Annotated in this window: 17 protein-coding genes; 9 read left to right on the forward strand and 8 right to left on the reverse strand. The window is 36.4% G+C overall.

Annotated elements, in window-relative coordinates:
* Positions 1–73 precede the first annotated feature (73 nt).
* The 3 genes from recR (at position 74) to MKY45_RS00180 (ending at position 1,394) form a co-directional block, all read left to right on the forward strand.
* Positions 74–670, forward strand: coding sequence for a recombination mediator RecR (gene recR, locus MKY45_RS00170; RefSeq protein WP_341172350.1), 597 nt, complete (start codon positions 74–76; stop codon positions 668–670).
* An 81-nt stretch (positions 671–751) separates the two neighbouring features.
* Positions 752–964 (forward strand): YaaL family protein, encoded by a 213-nt coding sequence (locus MKY45_RS00175; RefSeq protein ID WP_042528597.1) that lies wholly within the window; start codon positions 752–754, stop codon positions 962–964.
* A gap of 127 nt (positions 965–1,091) precedes the next feature.
* Complete coding sequence (locus tag MKY45_RS00180) at positions 1,092–1,394, forward strand: DUF1648 domain-containing protein (protein WP_341172351.1); 303 nt, start codon at positions 1,092–1,094, stop codon at positions 1,392–1,394.
* A 63-nt stretch (positions 1,395–1,457) separates the two neighbouring features.
* Here MKY45_RS00180 and MKY45_RS00185 read toward each other — a convergent pair whose 3' ends face one another.
* Both MKY45_RS00185 and MKY45_RS00190 read right to left on the reverse strand, forming a co-directional pair.
* Complete coding sequence (locus MKY45_RS00185; protein ID WP_341172352.1) at positions 1,458–3,293, reverse strand: recombinase family protein; 1,836 nt, start codon at positions 3,291–3,293, stop codon at positions 1,458–1,460.
* Positions 3,294–3,386: 93 nt separating this feature from the next.
* Positions 3,387–3,557 (reverse strand): hypothetical protein, encoded by a 171-nt coding sequence (locus MKY45_RS00190; protein ID WP_341172353.1) that lies wholly within the window; start codon positions 3,555–3,557, stop codon positions 3,387–3,389.
* 849 nt (positions 3,558–4,406) lie between these two features.
* Between MKY45_RS00190 and MKY45_RS00195 the strand changes: the two genes are divergently transcribed.
* From MKY45_RS00195 to MKY45_RS00215, 5 genes are all read left to right on the forward strand, one after another.
* A complete protein-coding gene (locus tag MKY45_RS00195; protein ID WP_341172354.1) occupies positions 4,407–4,598 on the forward strand; it encodes a hypothetical protein in 192 nt (63 codons plus the stop codon).
* A gap of 359 nt (positions 4,599–4,957) precedes the next feature.
* A complete protein-coding gene (locus MKY45_RS00200; RefSeq protein WP_341172355.1) occupies positions 4,958–5,644 on the forward strand; it encodes a response regulator transcription factor in 687 nt (228 codons plus the stop codon).
* A gap of 162 nt (positions 5,645–5,806) precedes the next feature.
* On the forward strand, positions 5,807–6,967 hold the full coding sequence (locus MKY45_RS00205) for a sensor histidine kinase (protein ID WP_341172356.1): 1,161 nt from the start codon (positions 5,807–5,809) through the stop codon (positions 6,965–6,967).
* 79 nt (positions 6,968–7,046) lie between these two features.
* Entirely contained in the window at positions 7,047–7,415 is a 369-nt protein-coding gene (locus MKY45_RS00210) for a response regulator (protein ID WP_341172357.1), read from the forward strand.
* A gap of 212 nt (positions 7,416–7,627) precedes the next feature.
* The gene (locus MKY45_RS00215) at positions 7,628–8,731 is read left to right on the forward strand and encodes a serine hydrolase domain-containing protein (protein ID WP_341172358.1); all 1,104 of its coding nucleotides are present in this window, start codon (positions 7,628–7,630) and stop codon (positions 8,729–8,731) included.
* Positions 8,732–9,282: 551 nt separating this feature from the next.
* On the opposite strand, the gene MKY45_RS00220 is transcribed toward MKY45_RS00215, so the two are convergent.
* The 6 genes from MKY45_RS00220 to MKY45_RS00245 all read right to left on the reverse strand — a co-directional run bounded on the left by MKY45_RS00220 (position 9,283) and on the right by MKY45_RS00245 (position 14,675).
* The gene (locus MKY45_RS00220) at positions 9,283–9,597 is read right to left on the reverse strand and encodes a YxeA family protein (protein WP_341172359.1); all 315 of its coding nucleotides are present in this window, start codon (positions 9,595–9,597) and stop codon (positions 9,283–9,285) included.
* 15 nt (positions 9,598–9,612) lie between these two features.
* Entirely contained in the window at positions 9,613–11,535 is a 1,923-nt protein-coding gene (locus MKY45_RS00225; RefSeq protein ID WP_341172360.1) for an FtsX-like permease family protein, read from the reverse strand.
* Positions 11,536–11,537: 2 nt separating this feature from the next.
* Positions 11,538–12,314, reverse strand: a complete 777-nt coding sequence (locus MKY45_RS00230) for an ABC transporter ATP-binding protein (RefSeq protein ID WP_341172361.1) — start codon at positions 12,312–12,314, stop codon at positions 11,538–11,540.
* Between the two features lie 139 nt (positions 12,315–12,453).
* Positions 12,454–13,503, reverse strand: coding sequence for a sensor histidine kinase (locus tag MKY45_RS00235; protein WP_341172362.1), 1,050 nt, complete (start codon positions 13,501–13,503; stop codon positions 12,454–12,456).
* Between the two features lie 11 nt (positions 13,504–13,514).
* A complete protein-coding gene (locus MKY45_RS00240) occupies positions 13,515–14,198 on the reverse strand; it encodes a response regulator transcription factor (protein ID WP_341172363.1) in 684 nt (227 codons plus the stop codon).
* Positions 14,199–14,480: 282 nt separating this feature from the next.
* The gene (locus MKY45_RS00245) at positions 14,481–14,675 is read right to left on the reverse strand and encodes a hypothetical protein (protein ID WP_341172364.1); all 195 of its coding nucleotides are present in this window, start codon (positions 14,673–14,675) and stop codon (positions 14,481–14,483) included.
* Between the two features lie 1,122 nt (positions 14,676–15,797).
* Here MKY45_RS00245 and tnpB point away from each other — a divergent pair.
* The gene (gene tnpB / locus MKY45_RS00250) at positions 15,798–16,970 is read left to right on the forward strand and encodes an IS200/IS605 family element RNA-guided endonuclease TnpB (RefSeq protein WP_341172365.1); all 1,173 of its coding nucleotides are present in this window, start codon (positions 15,798–15,800) and stop codon (positions 16,968–16,970) included.
* Positions 16,971–16,987: the final 17 nt, after the last annotated feature.

Consider the following 16,987-nt stretch of genomic DNA (forward strand, 5'->3'; position numbering starts at 1 on the left):
ACTGCCAAGGCGTCTTATTTTCGCAAAAGATAGAGTTTTTAATTGACTTTTTTTGATAAGGGGGTAAGAAAGTATGTATTATCCAGAGCCGATAACCAAGCTGATGGATAGCTTCTCCAAATTACCGGGAATTGGTCCAAAGACAGCAGCACGTCTGGCCTTCTTTGTTTTAAATATGAAGGATGACGATGTGATGAATTTTGCTAATGCATTAGTGAATGCGAAACGGGAGCTTACCCATTGTTCTGTTTGCGGACATATTACAGACCAAGACCCGTGTGCTATTTGTCAGGATACCAGCCGGGATGGATCGATTATTTGTGTTGTCCAAGATCCGAAAGACGTGATTGCGATGGAAAAAATGAAAGAATTTCGCGGCAAATACCATGTTCTCCATGGTGCCATTTCACCGATGGACGGAATTGGTCCAGAGGATATTAATGTGCCGGATTTGATTAATCGATTGAAAGACGAAGAAGTAGAAGAGCTTATTTTAGCAACCAATCCGAATATTGAAGGGGAAGCCACGGCAATGTATATTTCCCGGTTGGTAAAGCCTTCTGGTATTCGTACCACACGTATTGCACATGGATTGCCAGTCGGCGGTGATTTGGAATATGCGGATGAGGTTACATTATCAAAAGCATTAGAGGGACGAAGAAATGTCTAAATTGTATCGCTGATCATTCATGAGGAGAATAAAGCTTTCATGGGATGAAATTTCATTTTATAACGAGGTTTGGTGGGAAATATGGCAAAGAAATTAAAGAAAAAAGATATGGACCAGGAGCTTCTGAATGCTTTATATCAAGTAGAGGGCGAGTGGAGGCAGCTTCAGGATTTTGTGCGAAAAAGTATTGACCCGTCACGTAATGGGATGAAAGAGGAGCTATTAGCGAGATCCAAATATTTGATGCTGTTGAAAGAAGCTCGTATTCGCAAGGTTAAAGCGACACGATTTTAAAATTAAAGAATATATTTATCCAAAAGAATCAAGTATGTTTCAAGCTGCCTGATTCTTTTTTATTTTTCTAAGAAAAAAAGAGGGGACACTTATTAGGGAAACCAATCCGCCGAATCTAAACTTAAAAATGACTGCAATTGAAAAGCTGTTGAATGTTCTGGGAATACTGAGTTTCTCTGGTGTTATTGTGTATATTATTTTTACATGGGATGCTATTCCAAATCAGATTCCCGGACAATATAATGAAGCAGGGGAAGTAACAAGATGGGGAGGAAGGGAAGAACTGTTCATCCTCTTAGGCATCGGGTTACTTTTATGGTTTGGGATGACTGTTATGGAACGATTTCCACATGTATATAATTATCGGAATCTAACAGAAGCAAATGTGAAAGGGCAATATATCAATTCCAGAATGCTGGTGAACGTTTAAAAAAATGAGATAGCTATTTGGTGCGCTGAATTAAGAATGCATGGATACAAAGTTGGCGGAGTGTTAAACGACGTCAACTTTTGTATGTTTATTTTCGTTTTTTGTTTGATGAATGGCTCGATTAAAATCAAACGCACCAATAAAATTATACACGATGGTAATTTCTTGTGTCTTGGTTTGATGATCTTTTGCTGACACTAATATTTTATCGATAAATTCTCTTAAAATGGCTGTATCCAACTTTTCCAGTTTCGTATACTTTCTAGCAATTTTCACAAATTTGCCGACGTTTGTTTTCTTTTTCTCGTGTTCTTTTAACTCTTTGTGTAAGGTATGACATGACGCTTTTAATGTTTCTTGTTCTTTCTCATACTCACCGGATAAGTGAATAAATCGCTGTTCACTGAGTTTCCCAGAAATGTGATCCTCGTATAAGCGTTTGAAAATCAAATCTAATTCAACGATACGTTTTTCCGTTTGTAAGAGCGTATCCCTCATCTTGGACAACTCTTTTTCTTTCTCCGACAGACGAATGTTAGATACTTCTTGAATAAAGCCATTTTCATACGCAGACACATAATGAAGAGCTTCTCTTAAGTTGTTTAAGACAAGTTCCTCTAACACAACGGTTCGAATACTGTGTGTTTTTCCACATAAAGAGCGATCTTTTCGATACGTGGAACAAATCGAATATTCCTGTCCTTTCTTAAACCCACTTGCTCTACATAGATACATTTTTCCGCCACAGTCTGCACAAAATAATAAGCCAGAGAACAACCCCATGTCTCCATAACGATTCGGTCGACGTCGTGAACGACGAATATTCTGGACAATTAAAAAAACGGGTTCCTCTATAATGGCTGGGTGAGTATGCTCGAATATCTTCCATTCGCTTGGATCAGTATAGATAAAGCGCTTCGTTTTATAAGACGTTTTTCTCGTTTTAAAGTTAACCGTATGTCCGAGATATTCTACCCTTTCCAACATCGTAGATACTGTCTCTGTACTCCATTGATAGGGATTGGCAGGTGGAGTCGCAGGATACTTGATCCCTTTAGCACGGAAGTAGGCAGAGGGACAAAGGATGGTCCGTTCTCTGAGCCATCTAGCAATTTGAGTAGGACCAAGTCCGTCCATACAGAGCGAAAATATTTTTTGGACAACGGCTGCCGCATCTTCATCTACGATCCAATTCTTTTTATTGGTTGGATCTTTCAGATAACCATACGGGGCATTCGTGCTGAGTTTCTCACCTGAACGCCCTTTCGATTGCCATGTCGCACGAATTTTCTTGCTCGTATCTCTAGCATGCATTTCATTAAAGATATTGCGAATGGCCGTAAATTCATTGTCCTCTTTTGTGCTATCCACTCCATCGTTAATCGCAATAAAGTGAACATCAAAGTTAGGAAATAGAATGTCGGTGAACATGCCTACTTGTAAATAATCACGTCCAAAGCGGGACATATCTTTGACAATGACACGATTTATTTTTCCTGTCTTTATATGTGCTAACATTTCTTGAAAGGCTGGACGATCAAAAGTTGTGCCACTGTATCCATCATCTACATAATGACGCGTGAGCGTGTAATTCTGTTCTCGACAGTAATGATCTAAAATTTTCTTTTGATTAGAGATACTATTGCTTTCACCGTTTAATGTATCCTCTTGAGAAAGACGAACATAAAGAGCTGTGATTCCCTCTTTATCTGTGTTTTTAGATGTATGTTTCACTTGAAACTCCATCACGTTTTTTTGAACAGCGTGCAACACGTCGTCACCGAGAGACGTAGTCGTGTTTATCTTCTGAAAAGACAGCGCAGCATCTTTTGGTTGCGTTTGATTGTCAAGGTTCAAGGAATCAACCGTTTCTTTGTGATCACTTGCTTGTTTACTCATATCTGCCTCCTATTCCAGCAGTCAAACAAGTGGAATTGTACCTATCTATTATACCATAGACATCGCTTGTCGACTGCCATTTCATAAGAACCGTTACTGTTTTATCCGTTCTTTCTTTAGGTCATTCAAAATTAAGCGACGAACCTTGCATACAGCATCTTCGGTTGCATGTTTCTTTACAGTTGCTTGAACGATATACGTACTATCGCCGATAAGATACTTTCGAACAATAGGAAATGGTGTCTTTTGTTTTTGGGTATTCATGATCATCCATCCTTCCATCAAACCATTCTACTTCACAATCAGACGGCTGTTTGTTGGTACAGCTCCACGGGTATTCGCAAGGGGATTCCATCCCTACTCTAATTTTCGTTTATCCTGCAAAACGTTATCTTTCGTGCTTTCTTTGCAAGGTAAAATCGAGCATCACTTATGCATGCGTTTCGTTTGTAAGACAAGAACATTTACAAAGCGTATATTGCCGAGAAACGTGGACAGGAGAATGCGTTTGTTTAAAAATAAAGTATTTCCTTCATAACCTTCAACAAATGATTTTTATTAAATGCCAACATTTTACGTTTTTTGTTTTTAATAAGTAATGAAAAAACAAATCCGCCCTCTTATAGTAAGTCCCCATTGAAAAGAGAGATTTGTTGCGTTTTTTTTAAAATTTTTAGAAATATAGGATGAAAGAAGAGCTAATTAAAACAATTGTTAAATGTATACCTTGTTGAGCTACGAAGTTTTGTTTAGTTCGTCCCTTTGTATTAAGTCCCGATTCTAATAGGCGGTTTGTTGCATCTTTTAAAAAATAATTGTAAATATTAAAAAAATAAATTAATTGATATATGAAGTTGATAACTAATTTAAAAACTCCTTTGACCCTTTTCAAAGAAGTACGAAGTTTTTTGGAAACATTCTTTGCGTTTGATCTGTGCGATGCATAAAAACTTGCTTATAATGTAAGATGTAACGTCTTATCGTCAATAGAAAAAGACTATACATTTTCGGAACTTGTAAATATTTCTTAAAAAGGATTTTGTCACTAAAGGTTTAAAGGTTATGATAAGAATGTAAGGTAGCTACCTACAGATAAATAAGGAGGTAATCTCAATGAAAGAAAAATTCGCAATCAGCCTTGATACAGGTAAAAAGAAAGGAATCGCTATTGTACTTGCCACAGGGCTTGTGCTGTCTTTTGGCACATTGACGGCGTTTGGTGCAAGCAACTGGGAGAGTCTGCAAGAGAGTGTACTAGTTACTACCGATGACGATGGTACTAAATATTCCACAGATGAAGGATAAACATGGAGCAGTGAAGTACCTGATGGTACTGAGGTTTCTGTTGGTGAAGACGGAGAGGAGATCGTTATTACTGGAACACCACCAGAGGGTGCCATCGATGATATACAAGACGCAACAAATGCTGTCAATGAAGCTGTTTCTGGTACGGTGATTGGTGCAGACATGGAGCACGAAAGCATTGATGTGAAAATTGAAGATGAAGGTAAAATTCTTTACTCCACAGATGATGGACAAACATGGAGTGAAAATGTTCCTGACGGTGTTACAGTAGACACTGAATAAATGAACTGCTAACATCTATGGCAAAGGATTGTAAGCTATTCCATTGCCATAGATGTTCTTTTAATGAGGGATTAATCATGAGGATATTGATAGTTGAAGATGAAAAATATATAGCAGAAGCCATAGCACAGGTTTTGAAACAAAACTATTATACGGTTGATTTGGCACAAGATGGTGAATATGGTCTTGATTGTGCTCTTTCTAATATTTATGACATGATTGTCCTTGACATTATGCTACCTAAGAAAGAGGGGATAACCGTATTAAAAGAACTTCGGCAAGATGGGATTAAAACGCCAGTCATATTGCTTACAGCAAGGGACCAGACAGAAGAAAAGGTATATGGTCTTGACTGTGGTGCAGATGATTATTTACCAAAACCTTTCCATACAGATGAGCTTTTGGCACGGTTACGTGCTTTAAGTCGGAGACCGCTCGAATTAAATCATCAAGGCATACAATCATTCGGCGATGTCCAATTTAATCCACATACACTGTTGCTTGTATGCGGAACGAATGAAGTGATTTTGCCTATAAAAGAGGCACAGCTTCTGGAATTGCTTATTTACAGAAAAAATACTGTCGTTTCCAAAGAGCAAATTATTGAAAAGTTATGGGGTTATGATTCTGAAGCCGAAGATAATCATGTTGAAATCCATGTGTCGCTCTTGCGTAAAAAGATTAGTCAACTAAAGTCCAACCTTGTCATACGCACCATTCGAGGTGCAGGCTATCTCCTGCAAGATGGGAAAGGTGGAGAGTAAATAATGTTCAAACGGCTCCGAAATAAAATACTGCTCATTAATATGTTGCTGATATCTATCGTAATCGTTGTTGCATTTGTCGCTATCTATCTGATTATGAGTAATCAGATCCACTCGGAAAATATGAGAAAGCTAGAAACCATTGTATCAGGAGAACCATTTTTGTTTGTAGGATCAGAAACAACATATGAGGAAACAAATGACGAAGCTCTTGCAGTTGAGATAGTGGATGAGCGGCTCTCGGCAGATTTCTTAATGTCCTTTAGTATCAAGGTAGATCAAGATGGAAATATACAAAAAATAGACTCCTTAATAGATATGCCCGAAAACCTATACGACCAAGCAGCAAAAACGGTATGGAAAAATAAAGAGAAGGACGGAAGAATAGAACTAAACAATAAAATATGGCAATATTCTATCATGCCTGACACTGAAACAGGTCTTATCACTAATAACGGTAAGGCGACGATTTTTAGTTCTCAAGATGGAACAAATCGTATTTCCTTTCTAGATATTACCGACAGTATGGATACGTTAAGAAATTTAGCTTACACTTTTACTTTTGTTGGCTTAGCCCTGCTGGCTGTCCTATTCTTTATCAGCCTTGTTTTCGCAAAACATTCAATTCAGCCTGTTTTGGAAGCATGGGAAAAACAAAAACAGTTTGTAGCTAACGCTTCTCATGAATTAAAAACACCAATTTCAATTATCAACGCAAACTACGATGTACTCATGGCTAATCAAGATAAAACGATTGGTAGTCAATTAAAATGGTTGCAATATATGCAAATTGGTACAGAACGAATGAAAACACTCATTAATCAGTTGTTAACATTAGCTAAACTGGAAGATACTAACATAGAATTACCGAAAGAGGAAGTAAATATAAGTAACATGATTGAAGAAAACTTAGTTACTTTACAAGCTTATATTGAAGAAAAAGAACTGGACTGTAAGACCGAAATAGAACCAAATGTTTTAATCAACAGCCATTCTGAAAGTCTTCAACGTATAATTATGATTTTATTGGAAAATGCGGTACAACATGTAGACCACACAGGTAAAATTGTCGTTTCATTAGAACAATTTAAAAAGCATATAAAACTATCGATAACAAATAGTGGGCAGGGTATTCCTAAATCTGAATTACCTTATGTATTTGAGCGGTTTTATCAAGTTAACCCATCAAGACAACATACAAATGGGAATTATGGTTTAGGCTTATCGATTGCAAAACTATTATTAGATAAACTAAATGGGAAAATTACTGTTCAAAGTATTATGGGACAATACACAACTTTTACAATCAAATTGGATTACTAAAGAAGAAGAATATTTTATAAACTTATAAATTGAATGGATGGATTGATAGTAGATGAAAACGAATCGAGGTTAAAGTGTTATGAGAAAAAAGATTGTTGTAATAGATGACGAAAAACCAATTGCAGATATATTACAATTCCATTTTCAAATGGAAGGATTCCTTACAAAATGTGCTTATGACGGGCAAGAAGGGTTTAGACTTGTGGAAGAAACGAAGCCAGATATAGTCCTACTTGATCTGATGCTCCCAGTTCTTAATGGCATTGAAGTTTGCAAAAAAATACGTATGAAATACGAGATGCCGATTATTTTATTGACTGCGAGTTGTTCTGAACGTGACAGAAATCAAGCTTTTAATTTTGGTGCAAACGATTTTATACAAAAACCATTTCATGCGAAAAAATTAATTACTTTGGTAAAAAATGTCTTGTCTCCTCTCTATAAATAATAATTGAATAGATCGCCAGAAAGGAATGAATCAACTAGCTCTTTTTCATAAAAATAGTGGTTAAACCCCTCTGTAATTTTTTGATAATTGTTGTAATTGGGATTTCAGATATAATGAAATTAGATTATTCAATAAACGGACCATTTTGTTGAACACAAGAGAATAAGTACAAAGGCTTAGAAAAAAATAGTAAATGGGAAAGGAGAAGTTTGATGAAAATAAAAAACTTTAAATTTTTTGAGGGACTTATAGATGAGGCTAGAGAACAATATTTTGCTCCTGGTGTAGTTGTTAATCTAATTAGTAATGGAGAGGTAGCCTATTCAAAAAGTTTTGGGTACGCTGAGATGGACAACGTGGACAAACCAATAACAGCAGAAACCATATTCCCGATTATGAGTATCACAAAAAGTTTTACTGCTACTGCCATCATGCAACTCGTACAAGAAGGATTACTAGCGTTAGATGATCCAATATCTCTGCACCTGCCATACTTTCATACACACGATGACGCTGTGACCGAACAAATAACAATTAAACAATTATTGAGTCATACTGCTGGTTTTCCTGGTGATTTTTGGATTGCATCTTTGCAGGACCGCAATTTGCTTTCTTTAATAAAACAAGCACCTGAATATGAGCTGATTGTACAACAATTTCCTGAAGAAACATTAAACAAAATAAAGAACCGTGAAGATGTGACCCGTTATTTTTCTAATGCAAATTTATTATTTGAACCAGGTCAGGGATGGAGTTATTGTACGGATACATATGTAATTGCAGCAGATATTTTGGAGAAAATTACAAGTCAATCTTGGGAGGAGTACATTCAAGAAAACATTTTCAAAAGACTAGACCTAAAAAAGACTTTCACTGATCCAAATCGAATGAATAATGAAAGCGACGTAACGCATTATTATATGAAACATATTTCATCTGTAATGGAACTAGCTACTCCGATTAATCAGATTTGTGCACCGGCGGGATTTATATATTCCAACGTAAATGATGTATCGAAATATTTCATTGCTCATATGAAAAGTGATCAAAGTCCTTTATTACATACAGATAGTTTAGCTACAATGCAAGCGATGATTGCTGATAGGGAAGAGAATTTGAGTTATGGATTAGGATGGAAGATTAGGAAAGTTAATGATTCTAAGGTTATTGAACATGCTGGCGGTTATCCAGGAATGGCATCTTATGCCTCACTTAATCCAAGCGAGGGATTCGGGATAGTTATTTTTGCTAACAGCGATCAATTTCCTGTACAAAAACTATCAGAAAGTGTCATAGATTATATTGTGAAAGAATAATTTTGTTTTCTGCCGATAGCGATGTACCGCATAACCCCATCATACTGTTTCAACACAGTTATCAGCCATAGGAGTTATTAAATATTATGGCGGCAGTCTTAAACAATCGGACGCGATTGTGGAGCAACAAATACTAATTTAAGATACAACCGAAGAGTCTTAGACCCTTCGGTTGTTTTCCTTTTACTCTTGCTTCACAAGCACATCCTTAATCATATGTGGTGAATAAAAATGAATAGATATCATTCTTTCTGTCAACTCCCCCACCCAAAAGCCATTCTATCAACTCAACCCTACTTCTAGCTAAAATTCCGCTTCATTTCCAACCAAATAAAAATAAGGTGTTTCTAGGATTCAGAACTTCTTAAATCACTGAAAAACCTTATTATATCAATGCTTTAGCTATTTTTATTCCACCCTAGACAGCAACGTCACTAACTCCACATGGGACGAGTTGATAGAATTGATGTAATTGCGATTTTTAGTGAAATGGTCGTATGCGGGAACATATCCACCATTTGTACCATTTACGAAGACTATTAACTTGGGTTTTATGGCATTTCAATCTCCTTTATAAATTTATATTCTTGTGTGTATGCACCTTTGGCGAGTACTTTCAAGAGTGTACCTTCCTCAAGTCTAGTACTGGTCGTAAATACCACTTGTTTAGTCTCTCCTTTTTCAGTGACACCCTCCTCCTTATATTTATATCTTCCGTTATCATCTGCAGGTTCATTTTGGATCTCAATATAGACATATTCTTGTTCAAGCAATGGATTAAAACGATCGAATGGCTCGCGAAAGAAGAAATATAGGCTACCAAAAACAACGACTACAACAATACAGGATATTAAGACCTTTTTCATAACTTTTCTTCCTTTCTATAGAGCATTTGTGACAATGCTTTTATAATATTGAATGGTAAACACGGCAAACATCAGATAGATGACAATATATGCTGCCATACTAATAATGATTGGGATGACCATGCTTGCAGCCATGAGAACAGAACCTACGTTAAGAGCAAAAGCAGCATGAATTAACCCAATTCCCAGAGGAATTAAATAAACAAAGAGCTGTTTACGAATGATCCCTTTCATAATATCATTTACTCGAAATCCTAGTTGCCTTAGGGTTCGATAATGGTTCTTTTCTTGTTCAGCCTCTGTCATTTGTTTAAAGTACAAAATACTTCCTGTTGAAAGGATAAATACAAAGCCTAAAATACCGGCGATGAAAATAAGTATACCAAAGGTTTGACGGGATCCCTCGTATGTGGAATAGAAGTCAGTGATATATAAGTCACTATCCACATTCCTTAGAAAGATGTTAGAAGCCATATCTGATTTCTCAGTATCTAGTAAGTGAAACACATCAAATATCAACAGTTCTTTGTGCTCGTCTTCTAGGATGCTTTCCCTCATTTTCTCGAAGGTTTCATTAGAAACAAGTAATTGCTCGCCATAGAATCTGTAATTCATCACATTTTCAAGCCTAAACTTGGAGACTGTTAGTGAATTTGCTTGATGTTTTGATGCAAACTGCACTTTTTTTGGAAGTGAGGTATCCATTCCCTCTATAATGGCTCGTGTATTATAGTAGATTGCTTCACCATCTTGGGGAATCTGAACATCTAATCCAGCCTGGTCCATTTGCTCTGCTGAAAAAAGCATAAACCTTCTATGGCGATTATCTACACTTGAATCCTGCTCTAACCATGTGCCATTAAATCGCATGGCTTCTATTTGATAATGTTCGAATCTAATTTGCTCCTCCTCTAACCTACTTGATATAATAGCGGCTTCCTCCTGCATATTTTCCACTGCAAAGTCAAAAGGCATAGCCAATCTCACATCTTTTTCCGTTGAATAGTATAAGGAATATGAAAGTGAAATCATCGTAATGGTTGCAGCAGACAATACAGTGATTAAGGTTAAGGAATTGGCGTGACCTTTCATTCTGTGCATTAATGGGGCCACCGACAGGCTATTATACAAGCCCAGATTCCCATTTTTCTTTTTTCGAAAAACATTTAATATCCAGCTTATTGTCGTATGGAAGACTAAATAGGTTCCCAGTATGGTACTAGCTAGGACTACTAACATAAGAAACATCAGCAAATCTGCATGCTCTACAATCAAGGTAGACACATAATAGCCAAACCCTATTAAACTTAATCCTGCTATCCCTAAAATGCTTGAAAGGATAGTTGGACGCTTGACAAAGTAATCATTTTGATTATTTGCTTTAAACAATTGTATTAGTGTTCTGCGATAAACCGTCAATATAATTTGTAATGATGTGACAGCAATTAAGCAAGTAAAAATTGCAATTGTTTGGATGACTGCTTGGCTGGATAAGGTTAAGCCAGCCATAGCTTCAAGACCTATCAGGTTCATAAACAGTAAAAGAAAGAGTCGCGAGAGCAAAGCTCCAACGATCATTCCAATAAGTAAAGCTCCTAAACCAAGAATAGTGTGTTCCAAGATTAGTACCCGAGCTACCCAAGCCTTAGACAAGCCAATTAACTGATACAATCCAATTTCTTGACTACGCCTTCTAATAAAGATGCTCGTAGCGTACATCGTAAAAACAATGGTAATGAAAATAAGTAATAATCCAGCCACTTGAAAGGCCGTAGAGAAGAGGGTACTATCATTGGCCATATTCATAATAGTTCGGTCATTCTGCAGGGTAGCAAAGATAAAATACAAACTTATACTGAAAATCATCGAGAAAAAATAGAGATAATACATTTTGATGTTCTTTCGCATGCTGCGAGTCACTAATTTCTTTATAGTCATTTCTAGCTACCCCCTCCAAGAACAGCTTGCATATCGAGAATATCCTTAAAGAAGTATTCTCTCGTTTTCTCTCCCTGATACAATTCAGAGAAAACTCTTCCATCCTTTAGAAAGATTACCCGATTACAATAGCTCGATGCCAACGGGTCATGAGTAACCATAACTATAGTGACTTGGCGTTTTTTATTAATCTCACATAACTTTTCTAATAAATTGGAAGCTGCTTTTGAGTCAAGGGCTCCAGTAGGTTCATCAGCAAAAACAATTGCAGGTGAGTGAATTAACGCTCGCGCTGCAGAAGTTCGTTGCTTTTCACCTCCTGAAATTTCGAAAGGGTATTTATTGGCCAACTGCTTGATTCCTAACATCCCCGAAATAGCATTAAACTCTTTTTCGGCCTCATCTTTACTTATTTTTGTTAGAGAAACAGGTAACAATATGTTTTCTTTTACCGTTAATGTATCAAGCAAATTGTAATCCTGAAAAATAAAGCCTAGATGCTTTCGCCTAATATTTGATAGTTGGATATCTTTCATTTTTGAAATCTCTTGATCATTTATAAAAATATTTCCTGCTGTGGCACGATCAATTGTGGCTAAGGTGTTGAGTAGTGTTGTCTTACCAGACCCCGAAGGACCCATGACACCAACAAACTCACCTTCTATAACACGAAGATTTATTCCTTTTAAGACCTCTTGAGCATTTCCCTTTGTGCCATAAGATTTACGTACATCCTCAGCTAGTAAAACGGTCTGCAATGTATTTTGCTTTTTCATCATATCCACTCCAATAAAGTTATATGTATATTGTAGTATGTTTGTGGATCTATGTCGTAAGCTTTAGGTGATAAAACGAAAGCGAATGTGATATTTCTGTCACCTAATAAAATAAATAGTAGTTAGGTTTTCAATAACCTAACTACTTCAGTATGTCTGATTTATATGATCGCCTAATACGTTCAAATGGATTCTCACTAGTAAATATCATTGAAATAGATGTGCCTTCACCAACAACTGAATCAACCTCAAGTTGAATATTCAACTTCTTGCTAACTTCCTTTGCAAGGTAAAGCCCCATTCCAGTAGATGAGCGTTGGATTCTTCCCTGTTCTCCAGTAAAGCCTTTATCAAATATACGCGGCAGGTCATGTGCTTGAATACCAGGCCCTTCATCTTTAATTTTTACCGCAACAAGTTCATTTTCATAGAGGCCAATGTTAATGAATATATTTCCATCTATTGGACTGTACTTAATTGCATTGGTTAAAAGCTGTCTTATAACAAACCCACACCACTTGTTATCAGTATACGTATACCTGGTATCACCTAGTAAATCAATGGCTATATTTTTTTCCATACACCAGGTTGATAGCTCACGAATCTCTTGTCTTATCAGAGCGTTGACTTCTAGTTTTTGTGGCAATAGGTCTGCTTCTAGGGTATCTAATCGTGAAATGTAAAGCTGTCTATCTAGTAATAAGTGTAATTTTAACCAATTTGAATCAAGTCTTTGAGCTAATTCATTGGAAGGATGGGCATTAATGGTAATCTTCATGGCTGTAAGGGGAGTTTTCATTTCATGAACCCATGATGAAAGATCGTTATGGTCCATTTGTTGAGAGTAGTGATCCTCGAGACGTTTGTTTTGCTCAAACTCATGGATTGTTTGTAAAAGTGTATATACAATACTGTCTGGAAAATGGACATGAGGAGGAGAAATACTTTCAAACCAATCATCGTCCAAATCTCTAAAAAGTCTAAGCAGGGATTTATAATAGGAGGTCTCTTTTTGGTATCTCCAAATAAAAAAAACAGCAAAAATTATTAGATACAACCCATTTAAATAAATAAGTGAAGAGGGCTCCACATTAATCCCCCCATCAAATATAATTAAAACATTAGTAAGTATAAGAAACAGCATAATTAGAGCAATCCAACTTTTTTTATAAATAAGATAAGTGATAAACAATTTGCACCCTCCTAGAGTGTAACGGCCATATACCCTTGTCCCTTTTTTGTCACAATTCCTTCTTCTAAATTAAGTGCAAAAAGCTTTTGTCGTAGTCTTGTGATATTAGCTGTTAGGGTATTATCATTAATAAATTGATCATCGTCCCAGAGTATTTTCATCAATTCATGACGGGAGATAATGTTATTATTTGATTTGACTAACACCGAGAGAATTAAAAATTCATTTTTTGTAAGTTCGACAGTTTTATCATCCTTACGAATTCCTCCACTCCTTAAATCAATAATTGCTTCATTCCATTCAATTATATCGAAGGATGCTTCTTCATAGGTATAGGTTCGGCGAAGAAGCGCCTGTACTTTTGCCAGAAGAACATCCATATTAAATGGCTTCTGAATGTAATCATCTGCTCCTAAATTCATGGCCATGACCATATCCATGGCATGATCTCTTGAAGAAAGAAAAATAATAGGAACTTTAGACACTTTACGTATCTCTCTACACCAGTGAAAGCCATCAAACTTAGGAAGTTGTATATCAATAATGACTAGATGGGGCCTGTGCGCTACAAAGTCTTCCAGTACATTAGAAAAATCACTTGGAAAACTTACCTCATATGCCCATTGGCTTAACCCCTCATTTAAAGCTTCTAATAGAAGAGGATCATCTTCAATAATAAAGATGTTCATATTCATTTGGATATCTCCTTCCTATTCACAAAAGTACCTTATATTCATATTGAAGACATTATAAATTATAAACTTCAATATTAGTATACATGATATACAAAAACTATTTAAGTAAAAAAATGAATTCTTTTAATGAAGTAAACAAAAAGCGGGAGTGGACTGTTTATGAAAACCTACACTTGCATCTACTTTCATTTACTTATATACTATAGCTACTAAAATTTTTGGTCAATTCTAAAGGAGCAACTTCCCACACCTTTATCGACATATACTCTTCAATTATAAATATTAAATTCCCTTTGCGATCTCAATCCCTGACTTAAATTCAATTGTTAATTGTCTTTCATGAATCGTTATTTTTTCAATCAATCTCCTAGCAAGCAAATCATCATATGTTTCAAGTTGCTGCGGTTGCTCCTTTAAAAACTTTGTCATTTCTTCAATTCTCTGTCTAAGTCCCTCTCTTGCTGCATTTTTCATCATGACTTCCTGCTTCAGTTCCCGCAAGAGCTGACATTTTCTGATGTCACCCCACAAGAAGAAAATCAACTATTTACCTTAGATAAGCAATATGAAGGAGAAGAAGTACAAAGTTTTCAAGTGGCTGGAAAGAAAATCACTCCGAAATTACTTGCCAGGGCGATGCGTACATTGCCAGAAGAAAAGCGTATCACTGTTTTACTATACTACTTTTTTAAAAAAACTTTATTTTGATAGCTGTGAATATCCGACAAATTAGATATAAACGATCTAGTCCAACCAGTTTCATTATTTAGTTGTTTTTTTGCTGTTTATCTGGGAAGGTCTTATTAAGAATCATAGTTATATTTACAAATTGTTTTGGTACGTATAAATGCACTTCTGTTCTAAATTGCTAAAATTTGGGTGAAAATACCTAAATCAAAAGGATGTCAACTAACGGGGGAAAGTTGACATTTTCATAATTTGCTCCAAACCGTTGTTCCTATTGGGTTTTAAGCTCTTTTTTTCTGTTTTTTAATGTTTTTCTACCCCCCTGTTAGATACGGGGGGTTAAAGCGTGGCTAAAGCCACGCAGGCTTCGCCCAAAACAGCGGTTTCCGCTTCGCACACCGCTGCCTTGGGCGGCCTTTAATGAACCTTTGCTTAACCCACTGCCATGTGCGAGCATAAAAGTAGCTTTGATGTAATTATTACGTGTTTCTTTGTCTAATATTAAATATACATTTTAATGACATCCTTTATAAAATTAATATTTTGTACAATTCTCACTTGAATCCTGCCTTAGAATGTTTATTTTATAAGTTTTTTTCTTGTTTTCTTATGTCAACATGTTGTTCTCTTCCCTTTTATTATATGGAATGATATTCGTGTTGCGAGAGGGCTTCCATCTTATATAAATACGTGGTCTTTGGTATTCATTATTCTTCTATTTGCAGGGACGATTGCTTTCTTTATCAAAAAAATGAGAGAAATCCCTCTTCAAGCGCGTAGAGGTGAGGGGGAGATGAATCTCCTATGCACAAAAGATTACTTTAGGGCGTCTCGACTATCCAACACCGAGTCGAACAAACGTTCCAAAATCATCCTTCTTCTGATATAATAGACAAGAGGAGGTAAGAAGCTATGAAAGTAAAAAAAGCATTTCGTTTTCGTATCTATCCGAACAAAAAACAAATCACCTTCATCCATAAGACAATCGGCTGCTTCCGCTTTGTCTACAACTATTTTACAGGAAAACAAAAAGAAAAAGACCACTATTGGCATACGGTGAATGAAATGATACAAAACGGACAGCTTCTTCAAAATAATTGGAAGGGCGAATTTTTCAATAAAAATAAGGCAATCAAAGCGGTTCCAGAATTGAAGAAAAACTATCCCTTCCTCAAAGAAGTCGATAGCATTGCCCTTCAAAAAGCGGTGGAAAATGTGAATGATTCCTATACGCGCTATTATAAGAAGCAGAATAAGGCACCTCGTTTTAAATCAAAAAAGAATCCTGTTCAATCGTATACCACGAAACATGTCAATAGAAACATTGCTGTATTGGATAAACATATCAAACTGCCTAAGCTCGGATTGGTTCGTTTTGCCAAAAGTCGGGAAGTGGAAGGACGTATTATCAATGCAACGATCCGGCGCAATCCTTCAGGCAAGTACTTTGTTTCGATTGTGGTTGAAACGGAAGTTAAGCACTATGAAAAAACAGGTTCTTCTGTAGGCATCGATGTTGGAATAACCGATTTTGCAACCCTTTCCGATGGGACGGTGTATGAAAATCCAAGGTTTTTCCGGATATTAGAAGAAAAATTGGCAAAAGCGCAGGTGATTCTGTCTAGGAGGCAGGTAGGCTCAGCAAATTGGCAGAAACAAAAAAGAAAAGTAGCCCGGCTTCACGAGAAAATTACTAATAAAAGAAAAGACATGTTAGATAAAATCTCCACCGAGATAGTCAAAAACCACGATATCATCGGAATAGAAGATTTATCTGTGAAAAACATGTTAAAAAATCAAAATCTTGCGAAAGCGATTAGCGAAGTATCCTGGTCAACGTTCCGAACAATGCTGGAATATAAAGCGGCCTGGTATGGAAAGCAGATTGTTAAGGTCGCTAAAAACTATCCATCCAGTCAGCTGTGTTCCAATTGTGGACACCAAAACCAAGACGTTAAAAAACTTGCTTTGCGTGCATGGACGTGTGATATCTGTCAATGCCATCACCAAAGAGATAAGAACGCAAGCAGGAATCTTCGTAAAGAAGCATTGCGATTAACCGCAGGGACTGCGGGGCTAGCCTAATCCATAACTGACCGATA

The organism is Oceanobacillus sp. FSL K6-0251, from assembly GCF_038004725.1.
Classification (GTDB): domain Bacteria; phylum Bacillota; class Bacilli; order Bacillales; family Amphibacillaceae; genus Oceanobacillus; species Oceanobacillus oncorhynchi.